The 22,664-nt window shown below is 64.4% G+C and carries 20 protein-coding genes and 2 tRNA genes; 14 read left to right on the forward strand and 8 right to left on the reverse strand.

The features are described 5' to 3' along the window. Positions 1-44: 44 nt before the first annotated feature. From G7078_RS06020 to G7078_RS06030, 3 genes are read left to right on the forward strand one after another with little or no spacing between them, the layout of a single operon-like run. Positions 45-1,115, forward strand: coding sequence for a PA0069 family radical SAM protein (locus G7078_RS06020; protein ID WP_166094028.1), 1,071 nt, complete (start codon positions 45-47; stop codon positions 1,113-1,115). Between the two features lie 41 nt (positions 1,116-1,156). Continuing rightward, positions 1,157-2,548, forward strand: a complete 1,392-nt coding sequence (locus G7078_RS06025) for a M28 family peptidase (RefSeq protein ID WP_166094030.1) — start codon at positions 1,157-1,159, stop codon at positions 2,546-2,548. Between the two features lie 21 nt (positions 2,549-2,569). Further along, positions 2,570-2,824: a hypothetical protein gene (locus G7078_RS06030; RefSeq protein WP_166094032.1), complete on the forward strand. Its 255-nt coding sequence runs from the start codon at positions 2,570-2,572 to the stop codon at positions 2,822-2,824. Between the two features lie 4 nt (positions 2,825-2,828). On the opposite strand, the gene G7078_RS06035 is transcribed toward G7078_RS06030, so the two are convergent. The 3 genes from G7078_RS06035 to G7078_RS06045 form a co-directional block, all read right to left on the reverse strand. Further along, positions 2,829-2,905: transfer RNA gene (locus tag G7078_RS06035), tRNA-Pro, on the reverse strand. A 58-nt stretch (positions 2,906-2,963) separates the two neighbouring features. Beyond that, positions 2,964-3,038 (reverse strand) — tRNA-Ile (locus G7078_RS06040). Between the two features lie 53 nt (positions 3,039-3,091). Next, the gene (locus G7078_RS06045; RefSeq protein WP_166094034.1) at positions 3,092-4,564 is read right to left on the reverse strand and encodes a histidine kinase dimerization/phospho-acceptor domain-containing protein; all 1,473 of its coding nucleotides are present in this window, start codon (positions 4,562-4,564) and stop codon (positions 3,092-3,094) included. 370 nt (positions 4,565-4,934) lie between these two features. Here G7078_RS06045 and gyrA point away from each other — a divergent pair, with 370 nt between their 5' ends. From gyrA to G7078_RS06065, 4 genes are read left to right on the forward strand one after another with little or no spacing between them, the layout of a single operon-like run. Next, positions 4,935-7,667: a DNA gyrase subunit A gene (gene gyrA, locus G7078_RS06050; protein ID WP_281346926.1), complete on the forward strand. Its 2,733-nt coding sequence runs from the start codon at positions 4,935-4,937 to the stop codon at positions 7,665-7,667. Between the two features lie 49 nt (positions 7,668-7,716). Then, positions 7,717-8,169, forward strand: a complete 453-nt coding sequence (locus G7078_RS06055; RefSeq protein ID WP_166094037.1) for a host attachment family protein — start codon at positions 7,717-7,719, stop codon at positions 8,167-8,169. 13 nt (positions 8,170-8,182) lie between these two features. After that, positions 8,183-9,130 carry a 1-phosphofructokinase family hexose kinase gene (locus G7078_RS06060; protein WP_206367432.1) on the forward strand — a complete coding sequence of 316 codons (948 nt, stop codon included), beginning with the start codon at positions 8,183-8,185 and terminating at the stop codon, positions 9,128-9,130. 45 nt (positions 9,131-9,175) lie between these two features. Beyond that, a complete protein-coding gene (locus G7078_RS06065) occupies positions 9,176-9,970 on the forward strand; it encodes an SIMPL domain-containing protein (RefSeq protein ID WP_166094041.1) in 795 nt (264 codons plus the stop codon). Here G7078_RS06065 and G7078_RS06070 read toward each other — a convergent pair. Next, positions 9,967-10,398: a DUF488 domain-containing protein gene (locus G7078_RS06070; RefSeq protein WP_166094043.1), complete on the reverse strand. Its 432-nt coding sequence runs from the start codon at positions 10,396-10,398 to the stop codon at positions 9,967-9,969. The genes G7078_RS06065 and G7078_RS06070 overlap by 4 nt on opposite strands. 44 nt (positions 10,399-10,442) lie before the next feature. Here G7078_RS06070 and trmFO point away from each other — a divergent pair, with 44 nt between their 5' ends. From trmFO to tagD, 4 genes are all read left to right on the forward strand, one after another. Then, positions 10,443-11,750: a methylenetetrahydrofolate--tRNA-(uracil(54)-C(5))-methyltransferase (FADH(2)-oxidizing) TrmFO gene (gene trmFO, locus G7078_RS06075; RefSeq protein ID WP_166094045.1), complete on the forward strand. Its 1,308-nt coding sequence runs from the start codon at positions 10,443-10,445 to the stop codon at positions 11,748-11,750. 242 nt (positions 11,751-11,992) lie between these two features. Further along, complete coding sequence (locus G7078_RS06080; RefSeq protein WP_166094047.1) at positions 11,993-13,153, forward strand: glycosyltransferase; 1,161 nt, start codon at positions 11,993-11,995, stop codon at positions 13,151-13,153. Then, entirely contained in the window at positions 13,153-14,034 is an 882-nt protein-coding gene (locus G7078_RS06085; RefSeq protein WP_166094049.1) for a LicD family protein, read from the forward strand. The genes G7078_RS06080 and G7078_RS06085 overlap by 1 nt, the downstream gene beginning before the upstream one ends. Then, complete coding sequence (gene tagD, locus G7078_RS06090; RefSeq protein ID WP_166094052.1) at positions 14,031-14,426, forward strand: glycerol-3-phosphate cytidylyltransferase; 396 nt, start codon at positions 14,031-14,033, stop codon at positions 14,424-14,426. The genes G7078_RS06085 and tagD overlap by 4 nt, the downstream gene beginning before the upstream one ends. Here the strand turns inward: tagD and G7078_RS06095 are convergent. The 3 genes from G7078_RS06095 to G7078_RS06105 all read right to left on the reverse strand — a co-directional run bounded on the left by G7078_RS06095 (position 14,423) and on the right by G7078_RS06105 (position 18,841). Next, positions 14,423-15,793, reverse strand: coding sequence for an oligosaccharide flippase family protein (locus tag G7078_RS06095; RefSeq protein WP_166094054.1), 1,371 nt, complete (start codon positions 15,791-15,793; stop codon positions 14,423-14,425). The two genes, tagD and G7078_RS06095, sit on opposite strands and share 4 nt — an antisense overlap. Before the next feature lie 31 nt (positions 15,794-15,824). After that, entirely contained in the window at positions 15,825-16,250 is a 426-nt protein-coding gene (locus tag G7078_RS06100; RefSeq protein WP_166096199.1) for a secondary thiamine-phosphate synthase enzyme YjbQ, read from the reverse strand. 332 nt (positions 16,251-16,582) lie between these two features. After that, positions 16,583-18,841, reverse strand: coding sequence for an EAL domain-containing protein (locus G7078_RS06105; RefSeq protein WP_166094056.1), 2,259 nt, complete (start codon positions 18,839-18,841; stop codon positions 16,583-16,585). A gap of 237 nt (positions 18,842-19,078) precedes the next feature. On the opposite strand from G7078_RS06105, the gene G7078_RS06110 reads away from it, so the two are divergent. Both G7078_RS06110 and G7078_RS06115 read left to right on the forward strand, forming a co-directional pair. Continuing rightward, complete coding sequence (locus G7078_RS06110; protein WP_166094058.1) at positions 19,079-19,390, forward strand: NAD(P) transhydrogenase subunit alpha part 2; 312 nt, start codon at positions 19,079-19,081, stop codon at positions 19,388-19,390. Continuing rightward, the gene (locus tag G7078_RS06115; protein WP_166094061.1) at positions 19,383-20,819 is read left to right on the forward strand and encodes an NAD(P)(+) transhydrogenase (Re/Si-specific) subunit beta; all 1,437 of its coding nucleotides are present in this window, start codon (positions 19,383-19,385) and stop codon (positions 20,817-20,819) included. Before G7078_RS06110 ends, G7078_RS06115 begins: the two co-directional genes overlap by 8 nt. Here G7078_RS06115 and ctlX read toward each other — a convergent pair. Further along, entirely contained in the window at positions 20,816-21,739 is a 924-nt protein-coding gene (gene ctlX, locus G7078_RS06120) for a citrulline utilization hydrolase CtlX (RefSeq protein ID WP_166094063.1), read from the reverse strand. The genes G7078_RS06115 and ctlX overlap by 4 nt on opposite strands. A 176-nt stretch (positions 21,740-21,915) precedes the next feature. Here ctlX and G7078_RS06125 point away from each other — a divergent pair, with 176 nt between their 5' ends. Further along, on the forward strand, positions 21,916-22,635 hold the full coding sequence (locus G7078_RS06125; protein ID WP_166094066.1) for an aspartate/glutamate racemase family protein: 720 nt from the start codon (positions 21,916-21,918) through the stop codon (positions 22,633-22,635). The last annotated feature ends 29 nt before the right edge of the window (positions 22,636-22,664 follow it).

The raw sequence follows: 22,664 nt of genomic DNA on the forward strand, positions 1-22,664 counted from the left end.
ATTCGTGTTCTTGATATGTTCTCATCGATGGCTAAACTCGGCGAATGCCCATCGAGTCGATCAGCGGGCGCGGAGCGACGCGCAACGACACGCCGGCGCGCTTCAACCTGCAGGAGCGCCAGGTCGAAGGCGATTGGCTGGACAGCGTCGAAGCGCTTGACGGGCTGCCCCGGCGGCGGACCAGCGTCACGGTCGAGCATCCGCGCACGATCCTGACTCGCAACGCTTCGCCCGACATCGGCTTCGACCGCTCGGTCAATCCCTATCGCGGTTGCGAGCATGGCTGCATCTATTGCTTCGCGCGCCCGACCCACGCTTTTCACGACCTGTCGCCCGGCGTGGATTTCGAATCGAAGCTCTTCGTCAAACCGAATGCGGCGGCGCTGCTACACCAGACATTGGCGAAGCCGGGCTACGTTTGCGCGCCGATTGCGCTAGGTACCAATACCGATCCGTACCAGCCGATCGAGGAACGGTGGGAAGTCACGCGCTCGATCATCCAGTTGATGCTGGAGTGCAAGCATCCCTTCACTATCACCACCAAGTCGGATCGCGTGCTTCGCGACCTCGATATCCTGAAGCCCGCGGCCGCGATGGGGATTGCCACCGTCGCCATCTCGGTGACGTCGCTCGACCCCCAGGTCAGCCGGATCCTCGAGCCGCGCGCGCCATCGGGCCGCAAGCGGATTGCGGCGATCCGGCGCCTTAATGAAGAGGGCGTTCCTGCGCACGTCGCCATCGCCCCGGTCATTCCGCAAATCACCGACCACGAGCTGGAAAGCATCGTCGAAGCGGCGGTCGAGGCGAAGGCGCGGGGCGGATTCTACTTGCCGGTGCGGCTGCCGCACGAGGTCGCGCCGCTGTTCCGCGCCTGGCTGGACGAGCATTTCCCCGATCGGGCCGGCAAGGTGATGAGCGTGATCCGCTCGATGCGCGGTGGGCGCGACAACGATCCGAATTTCTTCAGCCGGATGCGCGGGCAGGGGGCATGGGCGGAGCTGCTCAAGACCCGATTCGCAATCGCTGCCAAGCGCCACGGACTGCGGCCCGCCAAATTCCCGGTCCGAAGCGACCTGTTTGAACCGCCGCAAGGGGACCAGTTGCGGCTGCTGTGAAGGCCAATGACAGACCGGCCGCGCTTGGCTAGGCACGGGCGATGATCACTCGCATCCTTCCTGCACTGTTCGCCGCCGTTTCCACCGCCGCAATCGCCCAGCCGGCGCCGCCGCCCGTGCAACTGCCCAGTTACGTTGCCGCGCTGCGCGATGCCGCGCTGAAGGACGATTTGGCCTGGGACATTACCGAAGGCCTGACCACCGAGGTCGGGCAGCGCTTGGCCGGGACCGAGGCGGAAGCGCGGGCGCGGGCCTGGGCGGTCGCCAAGCTGCGTTCGCTCGGCTTCGCCAACGTCAGGATCGAAACCTTCGACATGCCGGTGTGGGTGCGCGGCGCAGAAAGCGCGACCATCGTTTCGCCATTCCCGCAGAAACTGGTGCTTGCGGCGCTTGGCAACAGCGGCGCGACCCCGCCCGAAGGGATTGAGGCGGAGGTTGTCAGCTTCGACTCGCTCGACGCCTTGCGCGCCGCGCCGGATGCGCTGGTGCGCGGCAAGATCGTCTTCGTCAGCCATGCCATGCCGCGAACGCAGGACGGCAGCGGCTACGGCGAATTCGGCGCGCCCCGGCGCCAGGGCCCGAGCATCGCCAGCCGCAAGGGCGCGGCGGCCATCGTCATCCGCTCGATCGGCACCGACTATCACCGCAACCCGCACACCGGCGTCCAGCGCTTTGAAGACGGCGTTGCGCCGATTCCCGCGGCGGCGCTGTCCCTGCCGGATGCGGAGCAGTTGCAGCGCATCATCAAGCGCGCCAACGGGCAGCCGGTGCGGATGCGGCTCGTCCTTACCCCGCGCAACATCGGCACGCGCCAATCGGGCAACGTCATCGCCGAAGTCCCCGGCCGCGACCCGAGCCTGCCGCCGATCCTGGTCGGCGGTCACCTGGACAGCTGGGATCTTGGCACCGGTGCGATCGACGATGCCTCGGGCGTCGCCATCACGACCGCTGCTGCCAAGCGGATCATGGACGCCGGCCGGCCGCTCCGCACGATCCGGATTGTCTGGTTCGGGGCGGAGGAAGTGGGGCTGTACGGCGGCATCGACTATATGAAGCGCTACGGCGGCAAGCCGCATTATGCGGTCGCCGAAAGCGATTTCGGCGCCGACCGCGTGTGGCGGGTCAAGACCCGGCTCGGCGATGCGCGAAAGGCCGAAGCGGCGGCGCTTCGCCGCGCGCTGCTTCCGCTGGGCATCGTCCCCGGCGCCGAGGATGAAGGCGAAGGGTCGGACATCACGCCCCTGGTCGAGGCCGGGCAGCCGGTCGTCGAACTCAGCCAGGACGGCACGCATTATTTCGATCTTCACCACACGCCGGACGACACGCTGGACAAGATCAATCCGGAGGCGCTGCGCCAGAACGTGGCGGCTTGGACGACGATGCTCGCGGTGCTTTCGGGCGGCCTGGAGCCGATCCGCCGGCCGCGGCGTTAATTCACAAAGGGAGGATTTTTCATGCGCATCCTGTTTGCACTGCCGCTGCTTCTCGCCGCCGCCGCCTGCAACGTCAGCAAGGACGATAATGGCGTTACCGTCCAGTACGACCAGAACACTGCCGAGGACGCTGTGTCGGACGCCGGAAACGTCGCCGAAAATGTCGGCGGGGCCATCGTCAACGACGTCGAAAAGACCGCCGACAAGGTCCAGAACACGGATATTGACGTGAAGACCGACGTCGACACCAACACGGCCGACGGCAACAAGCAGTAAGGATTGGTCGGGGAGACAGGATTCGAACCTGCGACCCTCTGCTCCCAAAGCAGATGCGCTACCAGGCTGCGCCACTCCCCGACATCGCGGCCCCTAACAGGCCCCCGGCCACGGAGTAAATCCGTAACCTTGGCGGCGGTGGTGGGCCCGGAGGGACTCGAACCCCCAACCTAGCCGTTATGAGCGGCCGGCTCTACCATTGAGCTACAGGCCCCCAGGGGGGTCAGCGGGCGATAGTCGCCGCCGCGCGCGCCGCCAAGCCTGCGGTCAGGCGCGGGGGAACTGCAGCGCGATGCGATCGGCATCGGCAACCACGTCGCCGCCGCTCATCCGCGCCAGCATCCTTGCCAGCCGGAGCCAATAGCCGGACGCCATCCCTTCGCCCGAAGCGCCGAACAACTGGTCTTCCCCGGCATCGCGAATCGCCTCTGGCCGGCTGATCGAGACGATGCAGTTGCCGTTGTCGCGGTCGACCGCGAGCCGCAGCCGCTCCCCGACTTCAGCGCAACCGATGACCGCCGCGCACATGCGCAGGATCAGTCGCTCGAGCAGCTGTGGATCGATCCGCACGTTGATTTCGCCGGTTGCGCGCGAAGCCTCCAGCTCGGCGCCGCGGAGCGCTGCCTCGTCGCGGATGGCGGCGATCAGCTGCTCGACCGCTGCGCCCAGATGAACCTCGGGGCACTCGCCGGCGCGCGGCGAACACAGCTTTGCCGCCATGTCGAGGTCCTCGACCGCGCCGAGCAGCATCCGCGCCTGGGTGACGATGTCCTGCGAACGGCCGCGATAGACGTCGCTGGCCGGTCCCAGATACTGTCCCTGGATCATCTCTGCGAACCCGATGATCGCGTTCAGCGGAGTCTTGATTTCATGCACCAGCTCGCGAAGCGAATCCGGGTCGCGCGGAAGCGCTTGTTGCGCCGGCGCCGCCTCGGCTGCTGCCTCCTGCCGCTCGGCGACTCCGCGATAGCCGGCGAATCGGCCGCTCGCCGGTTCGAAGGCGGGCGTCCCGCTGACCGTCCACCAGCCGCCGAGCTCGCTGCCCGGCGCAAGCTCGATGGCGGCATCGCGAAACGGCACGCGCAGCGCGAAGGCACGTTCGATCGCCGGCTCGGCAATGCCTTCGGACCGTTCGGCGATGGTGCGGCCGATCACCGCCGTCCGCGCCGGCCCGTCGACCCAGTCGATCTCGCCGCTTTCGTCGCATTCCCACCGGAACAGTTTGGGCGGCTCGGTCGGCTGTTCGACCGGCTGCGGGCGCTCGGACGGCTGTTCGCGGGACTGCCGGAGTCGTTCGATCCGGGACAGCACTTCGCTGATCGTCGGCATCTCCCCGCTGGAAAATTGCGGCGCCGCGCGCTGGGGCGCTTCATTGCCGGCCTGGGGAGCGGGCTCGGTCCGCAGGGACGCGATGAAGCGGCGGCACTCGGGCGACGCGCACAGGTTGACCTCGGCCCATTCGGTCGCACTCAGCCTGGCCGAGGCGAGGACGGGTGCAGCGACGCTCAGCCGGTCTGCGGCGAAGGCACAGATCAGCTCGACCGGGGCATCGAGCGGCGCGATCGTCCGGGCCGCGGCCATCCGCACCCGCTCGTCGACATCCTCGAACCCGGCCTTGATCTGCGCGATCGCTTCGGACGACAGGTCGTCGTCGGCGCTGCCCGACCGAGCGAGCAGCTCGACCAGCTGGCGCCAGCGCACGGCGCGGTCGCGCGGATGGTCTGCCGGCTGGGCCAGCACCGTCCTTAAACGATCGTCGTATCGCACCGGCCAAACACTCGCCCGCAATGGAAACTGATTCGCTCTATGCCGGCGAGGAAATCGCGAAAGCTAACAACTGTTAACTATCCCGAAACGGTACAGCACCGAACAACCGGTAAATACCAATGGAACCGATTGCGTCCAGCGCTCGCGCATACGCGTACGCACACGCGCGCGGGGTGGCGTCGGTCGGTGCTATCGGCTAGACCGGACGGCAGGGGGAAAGCGCCGGACGGCGCTCTCTGACTTGTGCATGAGTTTGACAGGATAGGACAGGCTTTTGGCCACCGAACCGCCGGCCACTGACGGCCGCGAAAACAGCGACGCGACTCCTCCGGGCGGGAGCGACATTGCCCCAATCTCCATCGTCGAGGAGATGAAGACCAGCTATCTCGACTATGCGATGAGCGTCATCGTCAGCCGCGCGCTGCCCGACGTTCGCGACGGGCTGAAGCCGGTGCATCGCCGCATTCTCTATGCCTGCCAGGAGGCGGGCTATGTCGCCGGCCGGCCGCTGCGCAAATCCAGCCGCATCGTCGGCGACGTGATGGGTAAATATCACCCCCACGGCGACCAGGCGATTTACGATGCGCTTGCGCGGATGGTGCAGCCGTGGTCGATGCGGGTGCCGCTAATCGACGGGCAGGGCAATTTCGGCTCTATGGACCCGGATCCGCCGGCGGCGATGCGCTACACCGAAGCGCGCCTGGCCAAGGTCGCCAACTTCCTCCTTGCCGACATCGACAAGGACACCGTCACCTTCCAGCCTAACTACGACGCTAGCGAGAGCGAGCCGCAGGTGCTTCCGGCGCGCTTCCCCAACCTGCTGGTCAACGGCGCCGGCGGCATCGCGGTCGGCATGGCGACCAACATCCCGCCGCACAATTTGGGCGAAGTGCTGGCCGCCTGCCGCGCCTACATGGACGACCCGGCGATCACCTCGGAAGGGCTGATGGAGCATGTGCTCGGCCCCGATTTCCCGACCGCGCCGCTGATCCTGGGCACGGCGGGGATCCGCAGCGCCTACACCACCGGCCGCGGGTCGATCATGATGCGCTCGCGCTACGTGATCGAGGAAGGACGCGGCGACCGACGCTCGATCGTCCTCACCGCGATTCCCTACCAGGTCGGGAAGAACGGCCTGGTCGAAAAGATCGCGGAAGCGGCCAAGGACAAGCGCATCGAGGGCGTCAGCGACATTCGCGACGAATCCAATCGCGAAGGCGTGCGCGTCGTCATCGACCTGAAGCGCGATGCGACCCCGGAAGTGGTGCTCAACCAGCTCTGGCGGCACACGCCGGCGCAATCGTCCTTCCCGGCGAACATGCTTGCGATCCGCGGCGGCCGCCCGGAAACGCTAACTCTTCGCGACATCATCGAAAGCTTCGTCAAGTTCCGTGAAGAAGTGATCACCCGCCGCTCGAAGTTCGAGCTCCTCAAGGCGCGCGAGCGGGCGCACATCTTGCTCGGCCTGGTCGTCGCGGTGACCAACCTCGATGAAGTCGTACGGCTGATCCGTGGCTCCGGAAGCCCGGCCGAAGCGCGCGAGAAATTGATCGAGCGGACTTGGCCGATTGCCGAGATCGCCCAGTACATCCAGCTTGTCGAGGCGGTCGAACAGGAAGTCGCCGGCGACACGTATCGGCTGTCGGAAACGCAGGTGAAGGCGATCCTGGAGCTTCGTCTCCATCGCCTGACCGCGCTTGGCCGCGACGAAATCGGCGGCGAGCTGAAGACGCTGGCGGCCTCGATCGGCGAACTGCTCGAAATCCTCGCCAATCGCGCGCGCCTGTACGAAGTCATGCGCGCCGAGTTCGAGGAAGTCGAAGCCGAGTTCGCGACGCCGCGCGTGACCGAGCTTGCGGCTGCTTTCGACGGGCTCGACGATGAGGACCTGATCGAGCGCGAAGAGATGGTCGTGACCGTGACCATGACCGGCTACATCAAGCGCACCCCGCTTTCGATCTTCCGGGAACAGAAGCGCGGCGGCAAGGGCCGTTCGGGCATGTCAACCAAGGACGAGGATATCGTCACCGAATTGTTCGTCACTTCGACGCACAATCCGGTGCTGTTCTTCTCCAACCTTGGCCGCGTTTACCGGATGAAGGTCTGGCGGCTTCCCGAGGGCGGGCCGAACGCCAAGGGCCGGCCGATGATCAACCTGCTCCCGCTCAGCGAAGGCGAAACCATCTCCACGGTCCTGCCGCTGCCGCAGGATGAGGCGGAGTGGGACAACCTCCACCTGATGTTCGCCACCTGCAAGGGGCTGGTGCGGCGCAACGCGATGAGCGCGTTCACCAACATTCCCACCGCCGGCAAGATCGCGATGAAGTTCGGTGCATCCGACGAGGGGGACGAGGAAGACGTCACCGACCGCCTGATTGGCGTGGCGCTCCTCACCGAGGAGGACGACGTCCTGCTCGCCACCGGGAACGGCAAGGCGATCCGGTTCAAGTCGACCGACGTGCGCGAATTCCAGAGCCGGTCGTCAACCGGCGTTCGCGGAATCCGCCTGCTTGGCGAGGACCGGGTCATTTCCATGTCCATCCTGCGCCGCGCCGGCACCACGCAGGAAGAACGCGAAGCCTACCTCCGCTCCCCCAAGTGGCGCGACAACGATTCAGCGGAAGGACTGAGCGACGAACGCTATGCGGAAATCGCCGAGAAGGAACAGTTCCTGCTGACGATCACGCAGAACGGCTATGGCAAGCGTTCCTCGACGTACGAGTATCGCCGCACCAACCGCGGCGGGCAGGGCATCACCAACATCGTCACGTCCGACCGCAACGGCGGGGTCGTCGCAAGCTTCCCGGTCAAGCCGGGCGAGCAGCTGATGCTGGTCACTGATCAGGGCAAGATGATCCGCACCACCGTCGGCGATATCCGCATTGCGGGCCGCAACACGCAGGGCGTCACCATTTTCCGGGTCAACGAGGGGGAGCATGTCGTCAGCGTCGCCAAGATCGACGAGAGCGAGGAAGAGGAGATCGAGCTTGAGGGGGGCGAGGAAATCGACTCGGTGCCCGATGCGGTGGTCGGCGAAGACCTTGCGGCGGGCGACGAAGGCGACGGAACGGCTTGAAGCATGGCGGCGTTGCTCCTGTTGAACCAACATTAGGAGAAACGACGCGATGGCCATTCCCCACGGAGCTCTCGTCCTGGTCGCCGACGGCAAGAAGATGCTGTTCCTTCGCAACCGGGGCGATGAGGGGATCATCGACCTGCGCACCGAAGCGCACGACGAACGCAGCGATTCGATGGACCGTGACCTCAAGACCGACGCGCCCGGCGTTTCGGTGCAGAGCGGTGGCTACGGCCGGGATACGATGGAAGAGCCCGATTACCACCAGCAGGAAGAGGACCGCTGGGTGAAGGATGCCGCCGAGGAGCTGAAGAAGCGGGCGCTGCGCAACGATTTCGATGCGCTTGTCGTCGTCGCACCGCCCAAGGCGCTCGGCGTGTTGCGGAAGGAGCTGCACAAGGAAGTCGAGCGGCGGATCATCCTGACCATCAACAAGGAAATGACCGACAAGCCGATTCCGGACATCGAGACGTTGCTGACGAACGAAGCAGCGGCGGCCTGAGGTTGGCTGGAGCGTGAGCTCGGCGCGCATCGTCACGCTCACGCTCAACCCCGCGATCGATGTGTCGAGCGAGGCGGACGAGGTTCGCCATACGCATAAGATCCGGACGAGCCGGGAGGAGCTCGAAGCCGGCGGCGGCGGGATCAACGTCGCGCGGGTGCTCACTCGGCTGGGCGCCGATGTCCGGGCGGTCTTCCTTGCCGGCGGAGCGACCGGCCATGCGCTGGACGAATTGCTCGCCCGCACCTGCGTCGACCGGCGCCGGATCGAAATCGCCGGCGATACGCGGCTCAGCCTGACGGTGATGGAGCGGGCGACCGGGCACGAATATCGCTTCGTGCCGGAGGGGCCGGAGGTTTCGGACTCCGAATGGTCCGCGGCGCTCGAAGCCATCGCGGGTGAACGGTGCGATTATCTGGTTGCCAGCGGGTCGTTGCCGCGCGGCGTGCCGGCCGATTTCTACGTGCGGCTGGCCAAGGCGCTCGGCGGGCGCGGCGTTCGCCTGGTGCTCGACACGTCCGGCGAAGCGCTTGAGGCGGCGCTGGCGCACGGCGGACTGTTCCTGATCAAGCCGAGCCGAAGCGAGCTCGAGCATTTCGCCGGGACGCCGCTTCCAAACAACGACGACGTAATCGCCGCCGCCCGGCAGCTGGTTGACCAGGGCCGGGCCGAACATGTCGCGGTCAGCCTTGGCGGGGAGGGGGCAATCTTCGTCAGCCGGGACGGATCGCATTTCGCGCCCGCGCTCGACGTTCCGGCCCAAAGCGCGGTCGGTGCCGGCGACAGCTTCGTCGCCGGTATGGTGTTCGGCTTTTCGCGCGGCCTTCCGCCGGACGAGGCCTTCCGGCTCGGCATGGCGGCGGGGGCGGCGGCGGTGCTCACCTGCGGCAGCGAAATCGCCAGGGCCGACGACGTGTGGCGCCTGTTCGGCGGTCGCCCGGCGGATCGTGCAACGACCTAGCGCCGCCGCTCGTTACGCCTCCGTCGACATTCGTCTGGAGGGAAAATGAAAAAGCTTTTGATAGTTGCGCTGCTCGCGACCGCATCGCCGGCGTTGGCGCAGCAATCGCCGACCACCCAGGTCGCCCAGTTGGGGCCGGGCAGCGCCTTGCTCAGCCTGACCGCCGAGGGCCGAAGCCGGCGCACGCCGGACCTTGCCACGTTCACCGCCGGTGTCGTCACGCAAGGCACGACCGCGGCTCAAGCGATGGCCGCGAACAGCCGAAAGATGGAATCGGTCATCGCCGCGCTTCGCCGCGCGGGAATCGCGGAACGCGATATCCAGACGTCCTCGCTCAGCCTTTCCCCGCGCTACAACAATCCGGAGCGCGACGCGGAGCTTAGGGCCCGCGCCAGCCGCGAGCCCTATGTCCCGTCAATCAATCCGGAGCCGCCGCGGATCATCGGCTACGAGGCCCGCAATTCGGTGACGGTGCAGCAGCGGCGCCTGGGCGAAATGGGCCGGGTCATCGACACGCTCGTGGCCGCCGGCGCCAATGAAGTGAACGGCCCCAACTTCACGCTCGACGAGCCAAGGGCCGCCCAGGACGAAGCGCGGGTCGAGGCGATCGCCATAGGTCGCCAGCGGGCCGAGCTCTACGCACGAGCCGCGGGGATGCGGGTCGCGCGGATCGTCGCGATCAGCGAGAGCGGCGGCTATTATCCAGTGCAGGAAATCGTCGTGACGGGACGCAGTGCAAGCTACGCTGGCGCCCCTCCACCGCCGCCACCGACGCCGGTTTCGCCGGGCGAGCTCAGCATCGGCGTCAACGTGTCGATGCAGTTCGAACTGGTTCGCTAGGCGTAAAGATGCTCGACCTGGGCGTCGGGCGCCACCGCTTCGATCAGCATGGATCGGTGGCACCCGGCCGGGTCGCGCTCATAGCATAACAGGGCCGACGGCTTTTCTCGCGCCAGGTCCAGCATCTGCGCGCCTTGGGCAATCGCTTCGGGAAGCTCGAGCTGGCTGGCGTAGATGCGGGCCAGCTCTTCATGCTTGCCGGCCCGTGCCGCGGCGCGGCCATCCGCCGGCGTGCCAAGCGCGCGCAAATGGACGTAATCGATCCCGGCTTCGGCCAGGGCATTGCACAGCGGCGTCTTGGAAAAGCCCGGCCGCCGCGAATTGGGGACTGCGCGGATGTCGATCACCCGCTGCGCACCGGCGCTCGTCAGGGCCTCGATAAAGCCGCCGACCGTCGCATTTTCATAGCCGATGGTGAAGATGTGCATGGGCAGGGTGGATAGCGCAGGCGGCGGCGAGTAACAGCCCCGCCATGTCCTTCGACATCCACATCATTGGCGGTGGCTTGGCCGGCAGCGAAGCGGCCTGGCAGCTGGCCGAAGCCGGGCTGCGCGTCCGCTTGTCCGAAATGCGCGGCGGCGGCGACACCACGCCGGCGCACGACAGCGACCGGCTGGCCGAAATGGTCTGCTCCAACAGCTTCCGCTCGGACGATGCCGAAAACAATGCCGTCGGCCTGTTGCACCAGGAAATGCGCGCCCTGGGCTCGCTGATCATGCGCTGTGCCGACCAGCACCGCGTCCCGGCGGGCTCGGCCTTGGCGGTCGATCGCGAGGCCTTTGCGGCGGAGGTGACCTGGGCGGTCGAGGAGCATCCAAGGATCGCCGTCGTTCGCGAGCGGATCGATGCGCTTCCCGATCATCCGGCCATTATCGCCACTGGCCCGCTCACCGGTTCCGGCCTGGCCGCCGCCATCGCCGCCGAAACCGGCAGTGAAGCGCTCGCCTTTTTCGATGCCATCGCGCCCATCGTCCACCGCGACAGCGTCGACATGGATATCTGCTGGATGGCCGCGCGGTGGGACAAGGGCGGCAAGGACTACATAAATTGCCCGATGGACAAGCCGCAGTACGAGGCGTTCGTCCAGGCGCTGGTCGATGGCGACAAGACCGAGTTCAAGGACTGGGAAAAGGACACCCCTTACTTCGAAGGCTGCATGCCGATCGAAGTGATGGCCGATCGCGGCGTGGAGACGCTGCGCTTCGGGCCGATGAAGGGGGTGGGGCTCGACAATCCGCGCACCGGCCGCTGGCCTTACGCCTGCGTCCAACTGCGCCAGGACAATGCGCTCGGCACTCTCTGGAACATGGTCGGTTTCCAGACCAAGCTGAAGCACGGCGAGCAGGTGCGGATCTTCCGCACCATCCCGGGCCTCGAAAATGCCGAGTTCGCACGGCTGGGCGGCATCCACCGCAACAGCTTCATCAATTCGCCAAGGCTACTGGATGGGGAGCTTCGGCTGAAGACAAAGCCGAATATCCGCTTCGCCGGCCAGATTACGGGCTGCGAAGGCTATGTCGAAAGCGCCGCGGTAGGAATCCTCGCCGCGCGGTTCGCCGCGGCCGAACAGCGCGGCCACCGGCTCAGCCCGCCGCCCGTCGAGACGGCGCTCGGCGCGCTCCTCGGCCACATCACCGGCGGCGCCGATGCCGACACGTTCCAGCCAATGAACGTCAACTTCGGCCTGATGCCCCCCCTCGAAGGCCGCCCGAAGAAAGCGGACCGCAAGAAAGCCTATACCGAGCGGGCCCGCGAACACTTTCAGGCATGGCTCGACTAGGACTTGAATTTGGAAGTTTGAGGCTGACGAGGCGGTAGCGGCAACGGCGGTCGGGCAACTAACTTTAGACAACGTCAGAGTTTCCTGCCAAACTCAGATTTGTTGCGTACTGCTCTCGCGATCTGTTAGCCGACAGAGCTTCTACGCCTTCGGGGCGCGCAATAGCCGTAAGCGCTTTGCGCTTGGGCAATGTTCGGTCAGTGAGCCGGTCGGAATCATATAACGGTCAAGGTGTGCCCGTATTGAAAGTTCTCCACGTAATTAGTGGCCTTGGAATGGGCGGTGCCGAAACTTTGCTTTATCGCCTGATTCAACGGCAGTCCGGTACGAAGCACCATGTGGTTAGTCTCTCGTCTCCTGAATATTATAGTTCGTTGATTAAGCAGTTGGGTGTTCGCGTCGATCACCTAAATGCACGCGGGCTCTTGTCCGTAATTGCTACTGGCCGCTTACTCAAACTTATTCACGAAACTCGACCGGATGTCGTTCAATGCTGGATGTATCGCGCCAACATATTGGGCGGGCTGGCGGCTCGAACTGCCCAGGTACCGGTTGCTTGGGGCATTCATTCCGCGTCGATGGATGCGGTCAGGATGGGAAGTCGACGGCTGGTGCTTGCAAGCAGAATTCTAGCACGCTGGGCGCCACAGGCCATTGTGAACTGCTCTCAGGCTTCGGCCAGATTCCATGGTAGCATTGGCTATCCCACCGAACTTAGCGTGATCGTTCCTAACGGCTATAATTCCGATCAATTCTTTCCGGATGAGGCTCGCCGTCAGTCTTCACGATCTGCCCTCGGAATCGTGCCCGAACAATTCGTGATTGGAGCGCTGACCCGGTGGAACCCTGTGAAAGATGTTCCAACGCTCCTTCAGGCAATTGCAATTGCGCATCGCCGAGGGGTGCCGGTCGTTTGCTTGCTAGCGGGCACCGATCTCGATCCATCGAATTGCGAACTTGCCGCGGCAGTCGTGGAGGCGGGGGCGGCCACATCAGTTAGGGCGCTGGGGCGACGCGCCGACGTTCCTGATTTGGCTCGGGCAATGGATTTGCACGTACTGTCCAGCTTGTCAGAAGCATTTCCCAATGTGGTCGCAGAGACGATGCTTTCGAGTGTGCCGAATGCAACGACGGACGTTGGCGACGCGGCAGAAATTGTTGGGGAAACCGGGTGGGTCGTGCCCGTCGCCAAGCCTGACAAACTGGCTGACGCCATCGAAGCGGCCCATATCGAACGGAGCGAAAATCCGGCCGCTTGGCAGCGGCGGCGGGAGCATGCTCGGGCGCGTATAGTGCAAAATTTCTCGTTCGAAGGCATGGCTCGCTCTTACGAGGAAATCTGGAACGGACTTGCTGCCGGCAGGACCCACGCCACGCGAAACGGTTCGGAGGAAACAAACTAATGCGCGGTGCCGAGGCCGAGCTGGCGACATCGCCGGCAAAAGTCGTAGCGACCCTTCCCGCGCCAATTGAGGCCGCTGAGCTGAAGCAGCTCCAGTCCGTGCAATTGCAAGCGCTGCAAGCCCTCGTAGAGTTCTGCGCCGAGCGTTCCATTCGCTTATGCCTGCTCGCTGGCAGTGCTCTCGGAGCACGGCGCCATAAGGGAATTATTCCATGGGACGACGATATCGATGTCGGCATGCTACGAGCGGATTTTGAGCGGTTCATCGCTGCTTCCGCTGATTTTCCTCCAAACTTCTACGTCCAATACTGGTTGGAGGATCGCTCGCTCGCTCAGCCACTCGCCAAAATCCGCGTCAACGATACCGTTCTTGTTGAGCAAGGCTCCGCCGAAAGTGGCGGTCACAAGGGTATCGCTATCGACCTGTTTCCGCTCGACAACGTGCCCGCGAGTCGCGTGGCGCTTGGCAGGCACAGGTTGTGGATCAACATTTGGCGCAGAATCCTCATGCACCAGCGCGGATACATGGTTGGGCAGGGTAGCTTGATTAAGCGAGCGGCGGACACACTGATCGCCGGCGTGGCACGATTATTGTCACCGGATACGGTGCAACGCCGGCTGCACGCCAGGATCACCAGCTTCCAGCAAGTTCCGACCGGGGTCGTGGCTGCAGCTGCGGGCTCCTACCCGGCCACGGTGGAAAGCATCCCACTAAGTTGGATTGAATGCGCCGAACCGATGCGATTCCACCACCTCGAGGTGCTTTGCCCATCACCGGTCGACGCTTATCTTACGCAATTCTATGGGGATTTCATGGAGCTTCCGGCGCCCGAGAAACGGGTCAATAAGCACGCGATCGTGAAGCTGGAGTTTGCCTCATGAAGCGAGTGCTCACGTACGGGACGTTCGACTTGCTGCACTACGGTCACATAAATCTGCTAAAGCGGGCCAAGGCCCTTGGCGACTATCTAATCGTCGGCCTGTCTACCGACGAGTTCAACGCGCTTAAGGGCAAGCGCGCTCACTTCTCTTTCGCCGCGCGCAAAAGCATGGTGGAGGCGATCCGCTTCGTCGATCTCGTGGTTCCGGAGGATCGTTGGGAACAAAAGCGCGACGATATCACCGGCTATAATGTCGATGTGTTTACGATTGGCGACGATTGGGCCGGCAAGTTTGACGATCTGTGCGACCTTTGTGAGGTGGTGTACCTCGAACGAACGCCGGAAATATCGACCACGTCGATCAAGACCGAACTGGCGGGCCGCTCCGCTTAATGGGTTGCGAAGGGGGAGCCCCACGGCCAGCGCAGGATGGACGTCTCGACGCCGAGGAGTTTGCGGGCGTCCAGCCAGGTCATAACGTTCCAGCAAAGCATTGACAGAAGCAGGCCGAACGCACCGCCTGCAACACCGGAGGTCATCGTCAGTATTGGCACGATCACCACATTAACTGCCAGAGCCGCGGTCATCGCGCGGGCGACGCGAAGTTCGTGATGGGTCATGTTGAGCAACCATACGTTAGGTCCGAATGCCGCATTCGCGACCTGCCCGGCGGCGATGATCCGCAACGCATTTGCGGCATCGGTGAACTGCGGTCCATATGCCAGCGTCAGCAGGAACGTCGGCGCGATGACCAGAGGAAGACACAGCAACAGGACGCCCAGAAATTGCGCGTGGGCAACTGCGGTGACGGTTTTTTGCAGGCGCGCGTTCTCGTTCTGCTGATGCAGGCCAGCCATCACCGGGAGCGCGGCATGGACAACCATCGAAATCGGCGCCGCTGCCACCTGCGCCGTAACGTTGGCGATGCGCAGCAACCCGACGGTGGCTGGTCCGCTCACTAGCCCGACGAGCAGGATAGACAGTTCGGCTTGAAGGACTCGCATTCCCTCCATCAGGCCCATCGGCAGCAGGCCTCTCAGGGAATGGCTCGACAATGGCGCAATCTGCCTCGTCAAGTGGTGGGGCACGCGCCGGCGAAGCCAAAGATAGATGGGAAGCAGCGCGATCGTAGCGCTCACTGTGCTAAGCGCCATCGCACCCGGAGCGCCCGTCTTGCTACCTGACGCGAGCAGAATCAGTAGCAGGAATGCAAAGATCCCGGGACGGATGACTTGGGAAGCAGTTTGCGCCTTGACGATGGATTTCAGCCCCTGAAGGACACCGCCGTAAACACGCGTGAGTGAAGCGACCGGGATCGCTGGCGCCCCGACAAGCAGGGTCAGGCCAACGCCAGGCCATCCGAATTGTGTGAGAAACAAACCGACCATTGCCACGACGAGCGCCACGGCCATTGAAATTCCGATTGCCGCGCGCTGGGCCCAGCGGACGGTGCCGGCAACCTGCCTATCTTCGCCTGCCGCGGCAGCCCTCGCGACTTCGCGGGTGACGAGCAAGGGCAGGCCCAGTTCCGCTGGCAACGCCGCGACGGAAATGATTGCCAGCGCGATTCCATAAATTCCGTAAGCTTCAACGCCCAAGATGCGCGCCAGGAGAACGCCTGCGACAAAACTTGTCGCCATCCCCGCTAGGCGAATGGCCCCACCACCCGCCGAAGCCCGGATCAGGAACGGCCCCAGCCCGGCGCCGCGAACATAAGTGGCGAAGCGCGTGACGCGTTGTTTGGGGACCGTCGGCTTCATTCCTGCGTCGAACGGCGCGGCGGCGCTGCCGTCAAGCCTTATCGCCGATCAGGTGCAGTGCGATCGTGCGCGGCGGGCACGCGCGGCGGTGTTCGAACAGGTAGATGCCTTGCCACGTGCCAAGCATCATTCGGCCGGCCTGGACCGGGATGGCGACGCTCGTCTGGGTCATGGCTGCACGAAGGTGCGCCGGCATGTCGTCCGGCCCTTCCTCGCCATGTTCGTAAACGGCTGGATCCTCCGGTGCGACTTTCGCGAAATAGCGCTCTAGGTCGCGCCGGGCGGCCGGTGCGGCGTTTTCCTGGATCAGCAGGGACGCCGAAGTGTGCGTGCAGAAGAGGGTGAGCAGGCCATCGGCCACGTCCGGCGCGTCGAGCCAGGCCCGAACGTCCGCAGTGATTTCGTGAAGGCCAGGGGCCGGAGCGCGCACGACCAGCGAAGACGCAAATTGGGTCAGCTGGCGCAAGTCTAGACCCCAAACAGGCAAAGGGAAGCGCCCGCACAAACGGGCACTTCCCTGCAAATCCTGATGACGTCAGCCGAAGCCGACGCTCCGCTTAGGCGTTGCCGCCGCCAGCGTTGGCTTCACCGCTGCCGAGCAGCCAATTCCAGAAGCTCCAACGAGCCGGAGTGTTCTTCTTCATGATCGCAATCCCTGTCTTTTCTGCGATTCGGCAGATGAGGGATATTAACCTTAATAGATACGGTTAGCAAACGATTCACCATGTTGCGGGCGCAAATGGCCGGCGCTTGCCGAAACCGGCGACGCTAACGCATTCAAATGTAAGCTTAAGCGACCTTGACCGGACGGTCGGACTGGAGCCGCCGGCGGATGCTCTCAAAGCTCATCGGGCGGCCGACGATGAACCCCTGGGCGACGTCGCACTCCATCTCGGCAAGCAGCTCGAGCGCATCGCGCGACTCGACCCCTTCGGCGACCACGCTGCGGCCCAGCGAATGGGCGAGCGCGATGGTCGATTGCACCATCAGCCGCTCGCTGCGGTTTTCGGTCATGCCCTTGATGAAGCTTTGGTCGATCTTGATTTCGGCGGCAGGGATGCGCTTCAGATAGTCGAGCGTCGACAGGCCCGTGCCGTAATCGTCGATCGAAATCTTGATGCCGAGGTCGCGCAGCTGGGTCAGCACCTCGATGGCATCGCCGCTGCCCGCGAGCGCGGCCGTTTCGGTCAGTTCCAGCGTCAGCCGGCCCGGGTCCAGTCCGTGCTGCTCGAGCGCGATCGCGACCCTGCCGACCAACCCGCGATCGGAAAGCATACGACCGGACAGGTTGACCGAAATATTGAAGTGGGCGTGGCCCTTGTTCAACATTGCCCCGACATGGAGCGCCTGATCGAGCACGAATGCGGTCAGCTTGCCGATGCGGTCGTTCTGTTCGGCGGCGGCGACGAACTCCGAAGCGGCGATCGGTCCCTTGGTCGGGTGAGTCCACCGCGCCAGCGCTTCGGCGCCAATGATCCGCCGGGACTTGAGATCCACCTGCGGCTGGTAGGCGACCCAGACTTCGTTGCGGTCGATGGCTTCGTCGAGCTGGCTGAGCATCGACAGTTTCCACGACGCATTCTGAAGCGCGTCCGGATCGTAGAATTTCCACTTGAGCCCGTCATGCGCGGCCTCTTCCGCGGCGACCAAAGCGCTGCCGAGCCGGTTGGCCATCGACCGGCTGGAGCCGATCTCCACGCCGAAGCTGATCGCCAGGTCGATCGGCAGTCCGCCGACCCGCACCGGATTGCGGAACAGCGCGTACAGGGCCTCGAGGTGGTGGCCGAATGGCTTCGTTGGTTCATCGAACCAGGCAAAGATCCCGCCGTCGCCGTGATAATGCGTGCGCTGCTGCGCGCCGACCGAAAGACGCGAAACGATCTGCTCGATCAGCTCCCGCTCGCCGGAGGGCGGCAGCGTAGCGGCGACTTCGGCATAGTTGAGGACGCGCGCGACGATGAGCGCCTTGTCCTGCCCCGAACGAAAGGCTTTCAGCGCGGTCAGGTTGGGCAGTCCAGACACCGCATCGACGAGGCCGCGACGGTTGAACCGGCGCCGGATCAGGATGAAGCTGGTGACCAGCAGGAGCAGAAGGCCGGGCACGACGTCCACCGAAATTAGCTGCATTTCGGCAAGGACCGGCCCGAATAATACGGCGATGATCGCACCGGCCATGATGATGCCTTGCCCGGTCTCCCGCTTCCGGAACAGCAGGAGCGCGCAAATGCCCAGGCTGAGCAAGTAAATCGGGATCCAACCGAGCGCGACTGGCTTGCCGCTTTTCAAGGTTTCGGCGGCAAGCGCGTGAACGTACACGCCCCCCATCTGTCCGGTCCCGGGAAGAAAATAGATGTCGCCCAGCACGTCGGTCGTCCAACCGACGAGGACATCTTTTCCGCGCAAGCGATCGGCATTGAAACCGCCGCTGATGATGTCGGAGGCGGACACCGCCGGAATCGACGTCGGATCAAGCGAATAATCGATGAGGAAAGAGGAGGACGCAGGGCCGCTCCGGCCTCCTAGTAACGCACCGAAGCTCGGCAGACTGCCACCCTTGTACGACGTGGCGTAAGGAAGGCGCCAAACGGCATTCTGGTAATTGTAATTGACGCGGATGCTGGCAAGCTCCGCGTCGTTCATGAAGATGCTCTGGTTGGGGGCTCCTGTCCGCTCAGCCGTGCCGGGCGTAGGCACCCCGGGAACCGCAAGCACAACGTTCTTGGAGCGGCGCATCGCATTGCTCAGCCGCAGGTCATCTTCCGGATTGGTGGCGCCCGTGAACTGGATATCTAGGAAAATCCGATTGACCCGCGCCTCCGAAAGCTCATCAATGAGGCGCGCCATCTCCCGGCGCGGCCACGGCCATTTGCCAACCTGTTGCAGGGAGCGGTTGTCGATCTTGACGATGACAATGTCGCCGCTGGCCTTGTGCCAGTGAAGGCTGTTTCGACCGGTGCGCAGGACGTCTTCGGCAATTTGGCCAAGGCCAAGCAGGCCGCAGACAAGGCCGGCAAGGCCGATCCACAGCAGCAGCCGCCAGGGCTTCATTTCAAAACTGTCTTGTTCACGTGTGTGCACGAGGCCGGTCATGCCGCGCAAAGGTTAGGAAATTGGAAACTGTAAGCGGAGTTAACGGCCATATTGCGCCGCCACTGTCCTACACGCCAAGCTTGTGCAAAGGTCGATTCCGCTATTTCCCGTCCGGACGTTCCGATGGGGTAAAGTCACGAAAATGCTGCACGACCGCGTGACTTTAGTGACTTTAAGGGAGTGAGAAGGGCGCGAATGGACTTCATTTCCATCCTGTCGATCTTCGTATTGGCCTGCTTCGTCGGCTATTACGTGGTCTGGTCGGTGACCCCGGCGCTGCATACGCCGCTGATGAGCGTCACCAACGCCATTTCCTCGGTCATCATCGTCGGCGCGCTGATTGCCGCCGCAGCGGCGGGGAGCCCGTCGGCCAAGTGGCTCGGGCTGCTGGGCGTGATGCTGGCCAGCATCAACATTTTCGGCGGCTTCGCGGTCACGGCCCGAATGCTCGCCATGTACAAGAAGAAAGAGCGCAAAGCCCCGCAGGGAGGCCAGACGCATGGTTGAGGCGGCGCACGCACAGCCGGCCTGGGTGCTCCTGGCCTATCTCGCCGCCGGCATCTGCTTCATCCTCGCGTTGCGTGGGCTGTCGAGCCCCGAGAGCAGCCAGCGCGGCAACCGCGCCGGCATGATCGGCATGGGCATCGCCGTCGCGACGACGCTGGCGATCCATGACATTGCTTCCCTGCCGGAAATCATCGGCGCGATCCTCATCGGCGGCGGAATCGGCCTCATTACCGCGCGGCGCATCCAGATGACCGCGATGCCGCAGTTGGTCGCCGCCTTCCACAGCCTGGTCGGCATGGCCGCGGTGCTGGTCGGTGCGGCGGCTTTCCTCAATCCAGAAGCGTTCGGCATCGCCCAGCGGATCACGCCGATCCTCGGCCCGTCGTTCGTCAATATCTTCCCGGTGAGCCGGATCGAAATGGGGCTTGGCGTGGCCATCGGCGCGATCACTTTCTCCGGTTCGGTGATCGCCTTCCTGAAGCTCAACGGCAACATGAGCGGCAAGCCGATCCTGCTTCCGGGCCGGCACCTGATCAACCTCGGCACGCTCGCCGCGATCCTGATCCTGATCGCTTACTTCACGCAGAACCAGGACCCGTGGGTGTTCTTCACGATCCTGGGCCTGAGCTTCGTCATCGGTTTTCTGCTGATCGTGCCCATCGGCGGCGCCGACATGCCGGTCGTGATTTCGATGCTGAACAGCTATTCGGGCTGGGCCGCGGCGGCGATGGGCTTCACGCTGCACAACAGCGCGATGATCATCACCGGCGCACTGGTCGGAAGCTCCGGCGCGATCCTCAGTTACATCATGTGCCGGGCGATGAACCGAAGCTTCATCTCGGTCATCGCCGGCGGCTTCGGCGCGGTCGCCAGCAGCGGCGACGCGGCCGCCATCGACCGGCCCTACAAGCGCGGCTCGGCCGAGGATGCCGCCTTCCTAATGGCGCAAGCGGACCAGGTGATTATCGTGCCCGGCTACGGCATGGCGGTCAGCCAGGCGCAGCACGCGCTTCGCGAAATGGGCGATATCCTGAAGGCCAAGGGCGTGCGCGTGAAATATGCGATCCACCCGGTCGCGGGCCGGATGCCCGGGCACATGAACGTCCTGCTCGCCGAAGCCAACGTCCCCTACGACGAAGTGTTCGAGCTGGAAGACATCAACAGCGACTTCGCGCAGACCGATGTCGCTTTCGTCATCGGCGCCAACGACGTCACCAACCCCGCCGCAAAGACCGACAAGAGCTCGCCGATCTATGGGATGCCGGTGCTGGACGTGGAGAAAGCGCGCACCGTGCTGTTCGTGAAGCGCTCGATGGGCGGGGTCGGCTATGCCGGCGTCGACAACGAATTGTTCTACCGGGACAATACGATGATGCTGCTCGCGGACGCCAAGAAGATGGTCGAGGAGATCGTGAAGAGCCTGGGCTAGGCGCGGGGCAGGTGGATGTCGGCGATCATGCAGCGGACGCTGCCGCCGCCGACCGCTTCGATCGTCGGGATGCTCGTCGGCACCAACGCTGCGTAGCGTTCGAGCCGCCGCCGCTGTCCCGCGTTAAAGGCTTCAAAGGCCGACTGCGACATGGCGATGGCCGGGCCGCCGGAGCCCTCAAGCTCCAGGATGTTGCAGGCAAATCCGTTCATCTGCGCCGCATCGACGATGATCACTTCGTCACGAAGGGCGGAAAGCTCCTCCAGAAGGCCGATCCGCTGGTCGGCCGGGACCACGTCGAGGCAGACGACCGCGAAACGCCCGCCGAGGCTCAGCATCACGTTGGTGTGATAGATCGGCCGGTCCTGGCCGTCGAAGGCGTCGAACGTATAGGTCGAATAATCCAGCTGCGCGTCGAACTCGTCGAGCAAGTCGCGGTCGGTGCGCGGTCCGAGCGCGGCGAAAGCGCGGCGGCTCGGGCGGTCGAGGATCAGGCTGCCGGTCCCCTCCAGGTAGCGGCCGAGCTCCTCGCTGGGGCTAAGGTCGATTAGTCGGGAAATCTGGAAGCCGCGTTCGGCGAGCAGGGACCGGACATCGTCGACCCGCCGCTCGAACCGGCGGGTCGCGGCGGCCATCGGATAGATCGCCATCGTGCCATCGGCATGGAACGACACCCAGTTGTTGGGAAAGGCGGCGTCGGGCTTCACCGGGCTGGTCGTGTCTTCAAGCACGATCACCTCGACTCCGGCCCTCGCCAGCGCCTCCGCGACAGCGTCGAACTCGGCGGCGGCCCGGCCCAACACTTGCGGGTCGCTGACCGCTCGAGCGAAGGCGTTGCTGGCGGCGGTTTCGGGATTGAAGCCGAAGCTTGCTGGCCGCACCATGAGCACGCCGTTGCTGGTCTGGGGCGGGCCGCTCATCCGCTCCATTTGTGCGCGTCGGCAGCAATATGGCAAGCGCTTGCAACGGCTCATCGCAAAGCTGTTAAATGGCGGGAAACCGCGCCTGTTACCGCTTGTCGGCTGGCCGGCGTTGCGCTGAAGCTGGGCGCGGGGCGACTCCGGTCGCGGGCGAACATCTTTCCGGGGGTTTCACATTGCGCAAGTTGGGCATCGTTGGCGGGGCAAGCTGGGCCTCGACGGCTCTTTATTATGAGCAGATCAACCGCGCCGTCGGGCAGCGCCTCGGTGGCCTGCACAGCGCCCGGCTGGTGATCGAAAGCTTCGACTTCGAAGACGATTATGCCGCTTATCATCGGCGCGACGACTGGGAAGGCGCAAACCGCGTCGTCGTCGCGGCCGCGCAGCGCTTGGAGGCCGCCGGTGCGGAGGGCGTGCTGCTGGCGTCGAACACGATGCACAAGGCTGCCGACGCTGTGAGCGGAGCCGTTGGCCTGCCCCTGATCGATGTGCGCCATGCCACGGCCGACCGGTTGAAGGCGGACGGCCGATCCCGAATCGCATTGCTCGGTACGCGGTTCACGATGACCGAGGCCTTCGCTCGCGCGCCTTATGAAGCGCGAGGCATCGCCTTCCACGAACTGACTCCGCAATGGCGGGCCGAGGTCGACCGGATCATCTACGAGGAATTGGCCGCGGGCCGCGTCGTCCGCGACAGCCAGCGCAAGCTCAAGACCCTGATCACCGAACTCGCCAAACAGAAGGTGCAGGCCGTGGTTCTGGGCTGCACCGAGCTGGTGCTTGCGGTCGACGTTCGGGCCAATGTCCTCCCGGTCTACGACACGACCGCGATCCACGCCCGCGCCGCGGTCGAATGGATGCTGGCGGAAGAAGAGGAGGCCCGGGCAGCCGCCTGACGCTGGAACGCGGGGAGCGCCGCCTTGGT

Source organism: Sphingomonas sinipercae (assembly GCF_011302055.1).
In the GTDB taxonomy this organism is placed as follows: Bacteria; Pseudomonadota; Alphaproteobacteria; order Sphingomonadales; family Sphingomonadaceae; genus Sphingomicrobium; species Sphingomicrobium sinipercae.

What these genes read in the sequence shown, in the direction of transcription:
- G7078_RS06020 (WP_166094028.1), top strand. Translation starts at nt 45, where the DNA reads ATGCCCATCGAGTCGATCAGCGGGCGCGGAGCGACGCGCAACGACACG.
- G7078_RS06025 (WP_166094030.1), top strand. Translation starts at nt 1,157, where the DNA reads ATGATCACTCGCATCCTTCCTGCACTGTTCGCCGCCGTTTCCACCGCC.
- G7078_RS06030 (WP_166094032.1), top strand. Translation starts at nt 2,570, where the DNA reads ATGCGCATCCTGTTTGCACTGCCGCTGCTTCTCGCCGCCGCCGCCTGC.
- G7078_RS06055 (WP_166094037.1), top strand. Translation starts at nt 7,717, where the DNA reads ATGGCCATTCCCCACGGAGCTCTCGTCCTGGTCGCCGACGGCAAGAAG.
- G7078_RS06065 (WP_166094041.1), top strand. Translation starts at nt 9,176, where the DNA reads ATGAAAAAGCTTTTGATAGTTGCGCTGCTCGCGACCGCATCGCCGGCG.
- G7078_RS06070 (WP_166094043.1), bottom strand. Translation starts at nt 10,398, where the DNA reads ATGCACATCTTCACCATCGGCTATGAAAATGCGACGGTCGGCGGCTTT.
- trmFO (WP_166094045.1), top strand. Translation starts at nt 10,443, where the DNA reads ATGTCCTTCGACATCCACATCATTGGCGGTGGCTTGGCCGGCAGCGAA.
- G7078_RS06085 (WP_166094049.1), top strand. Translation starts at nt 13,153, where the DNA reads ATGCGCGGTGCCGAGGCCGAGCTGGCGACATCGCCGGCAAAAGTCGTA.
- tagD (WP_166094052.1), top strand. Translation starts at nt 14,031, where the DNA reads ATGAAGCGAGTGCTCACGTACGGGACGTTCGACTTGCTGCACTACGGT.
- G7078_RS06095 (WP_166094054.1), bottom strand. Translation starts at nt 15,793, where the DNA reads ATGAAGCCGACGGTCCCCAAACAACGCGTCACGCGCTTCGCCACTTAT.
- G7078_RS06105 (WP_166094056.1), bottom strand. Translation starts at nt 18,841, where the DNA reads ATGAAGCCCTGGCGGCTGCTGCTGTGGATCGGCCTTGCCGGCCTTGTC.
- G7078_RS06110 (WP_166094058.1), top strand. Translation starts at nt 19,079, where the DNA reads ATGGACTTCATTTCCATCCTGTCGATCTTCGTATTGGCCTGCTTCGTC.
- G7078_RS06115 (WP_166094061.1), top strand. Translation starts at nt 19,383, where the DNA reads ATGGTTGAGGCGGCGCACGCACAGCCGGCCTGGGTGCTCCTGGCCTAT.
- ctlX (WP_166094063.1), bottom strand. Translation starts at nt 21,739, where the DNA reads ATGAGCGGCCCGCCCCAGACCAGCAACGGCGTGCTCATGGTGCGGCCA.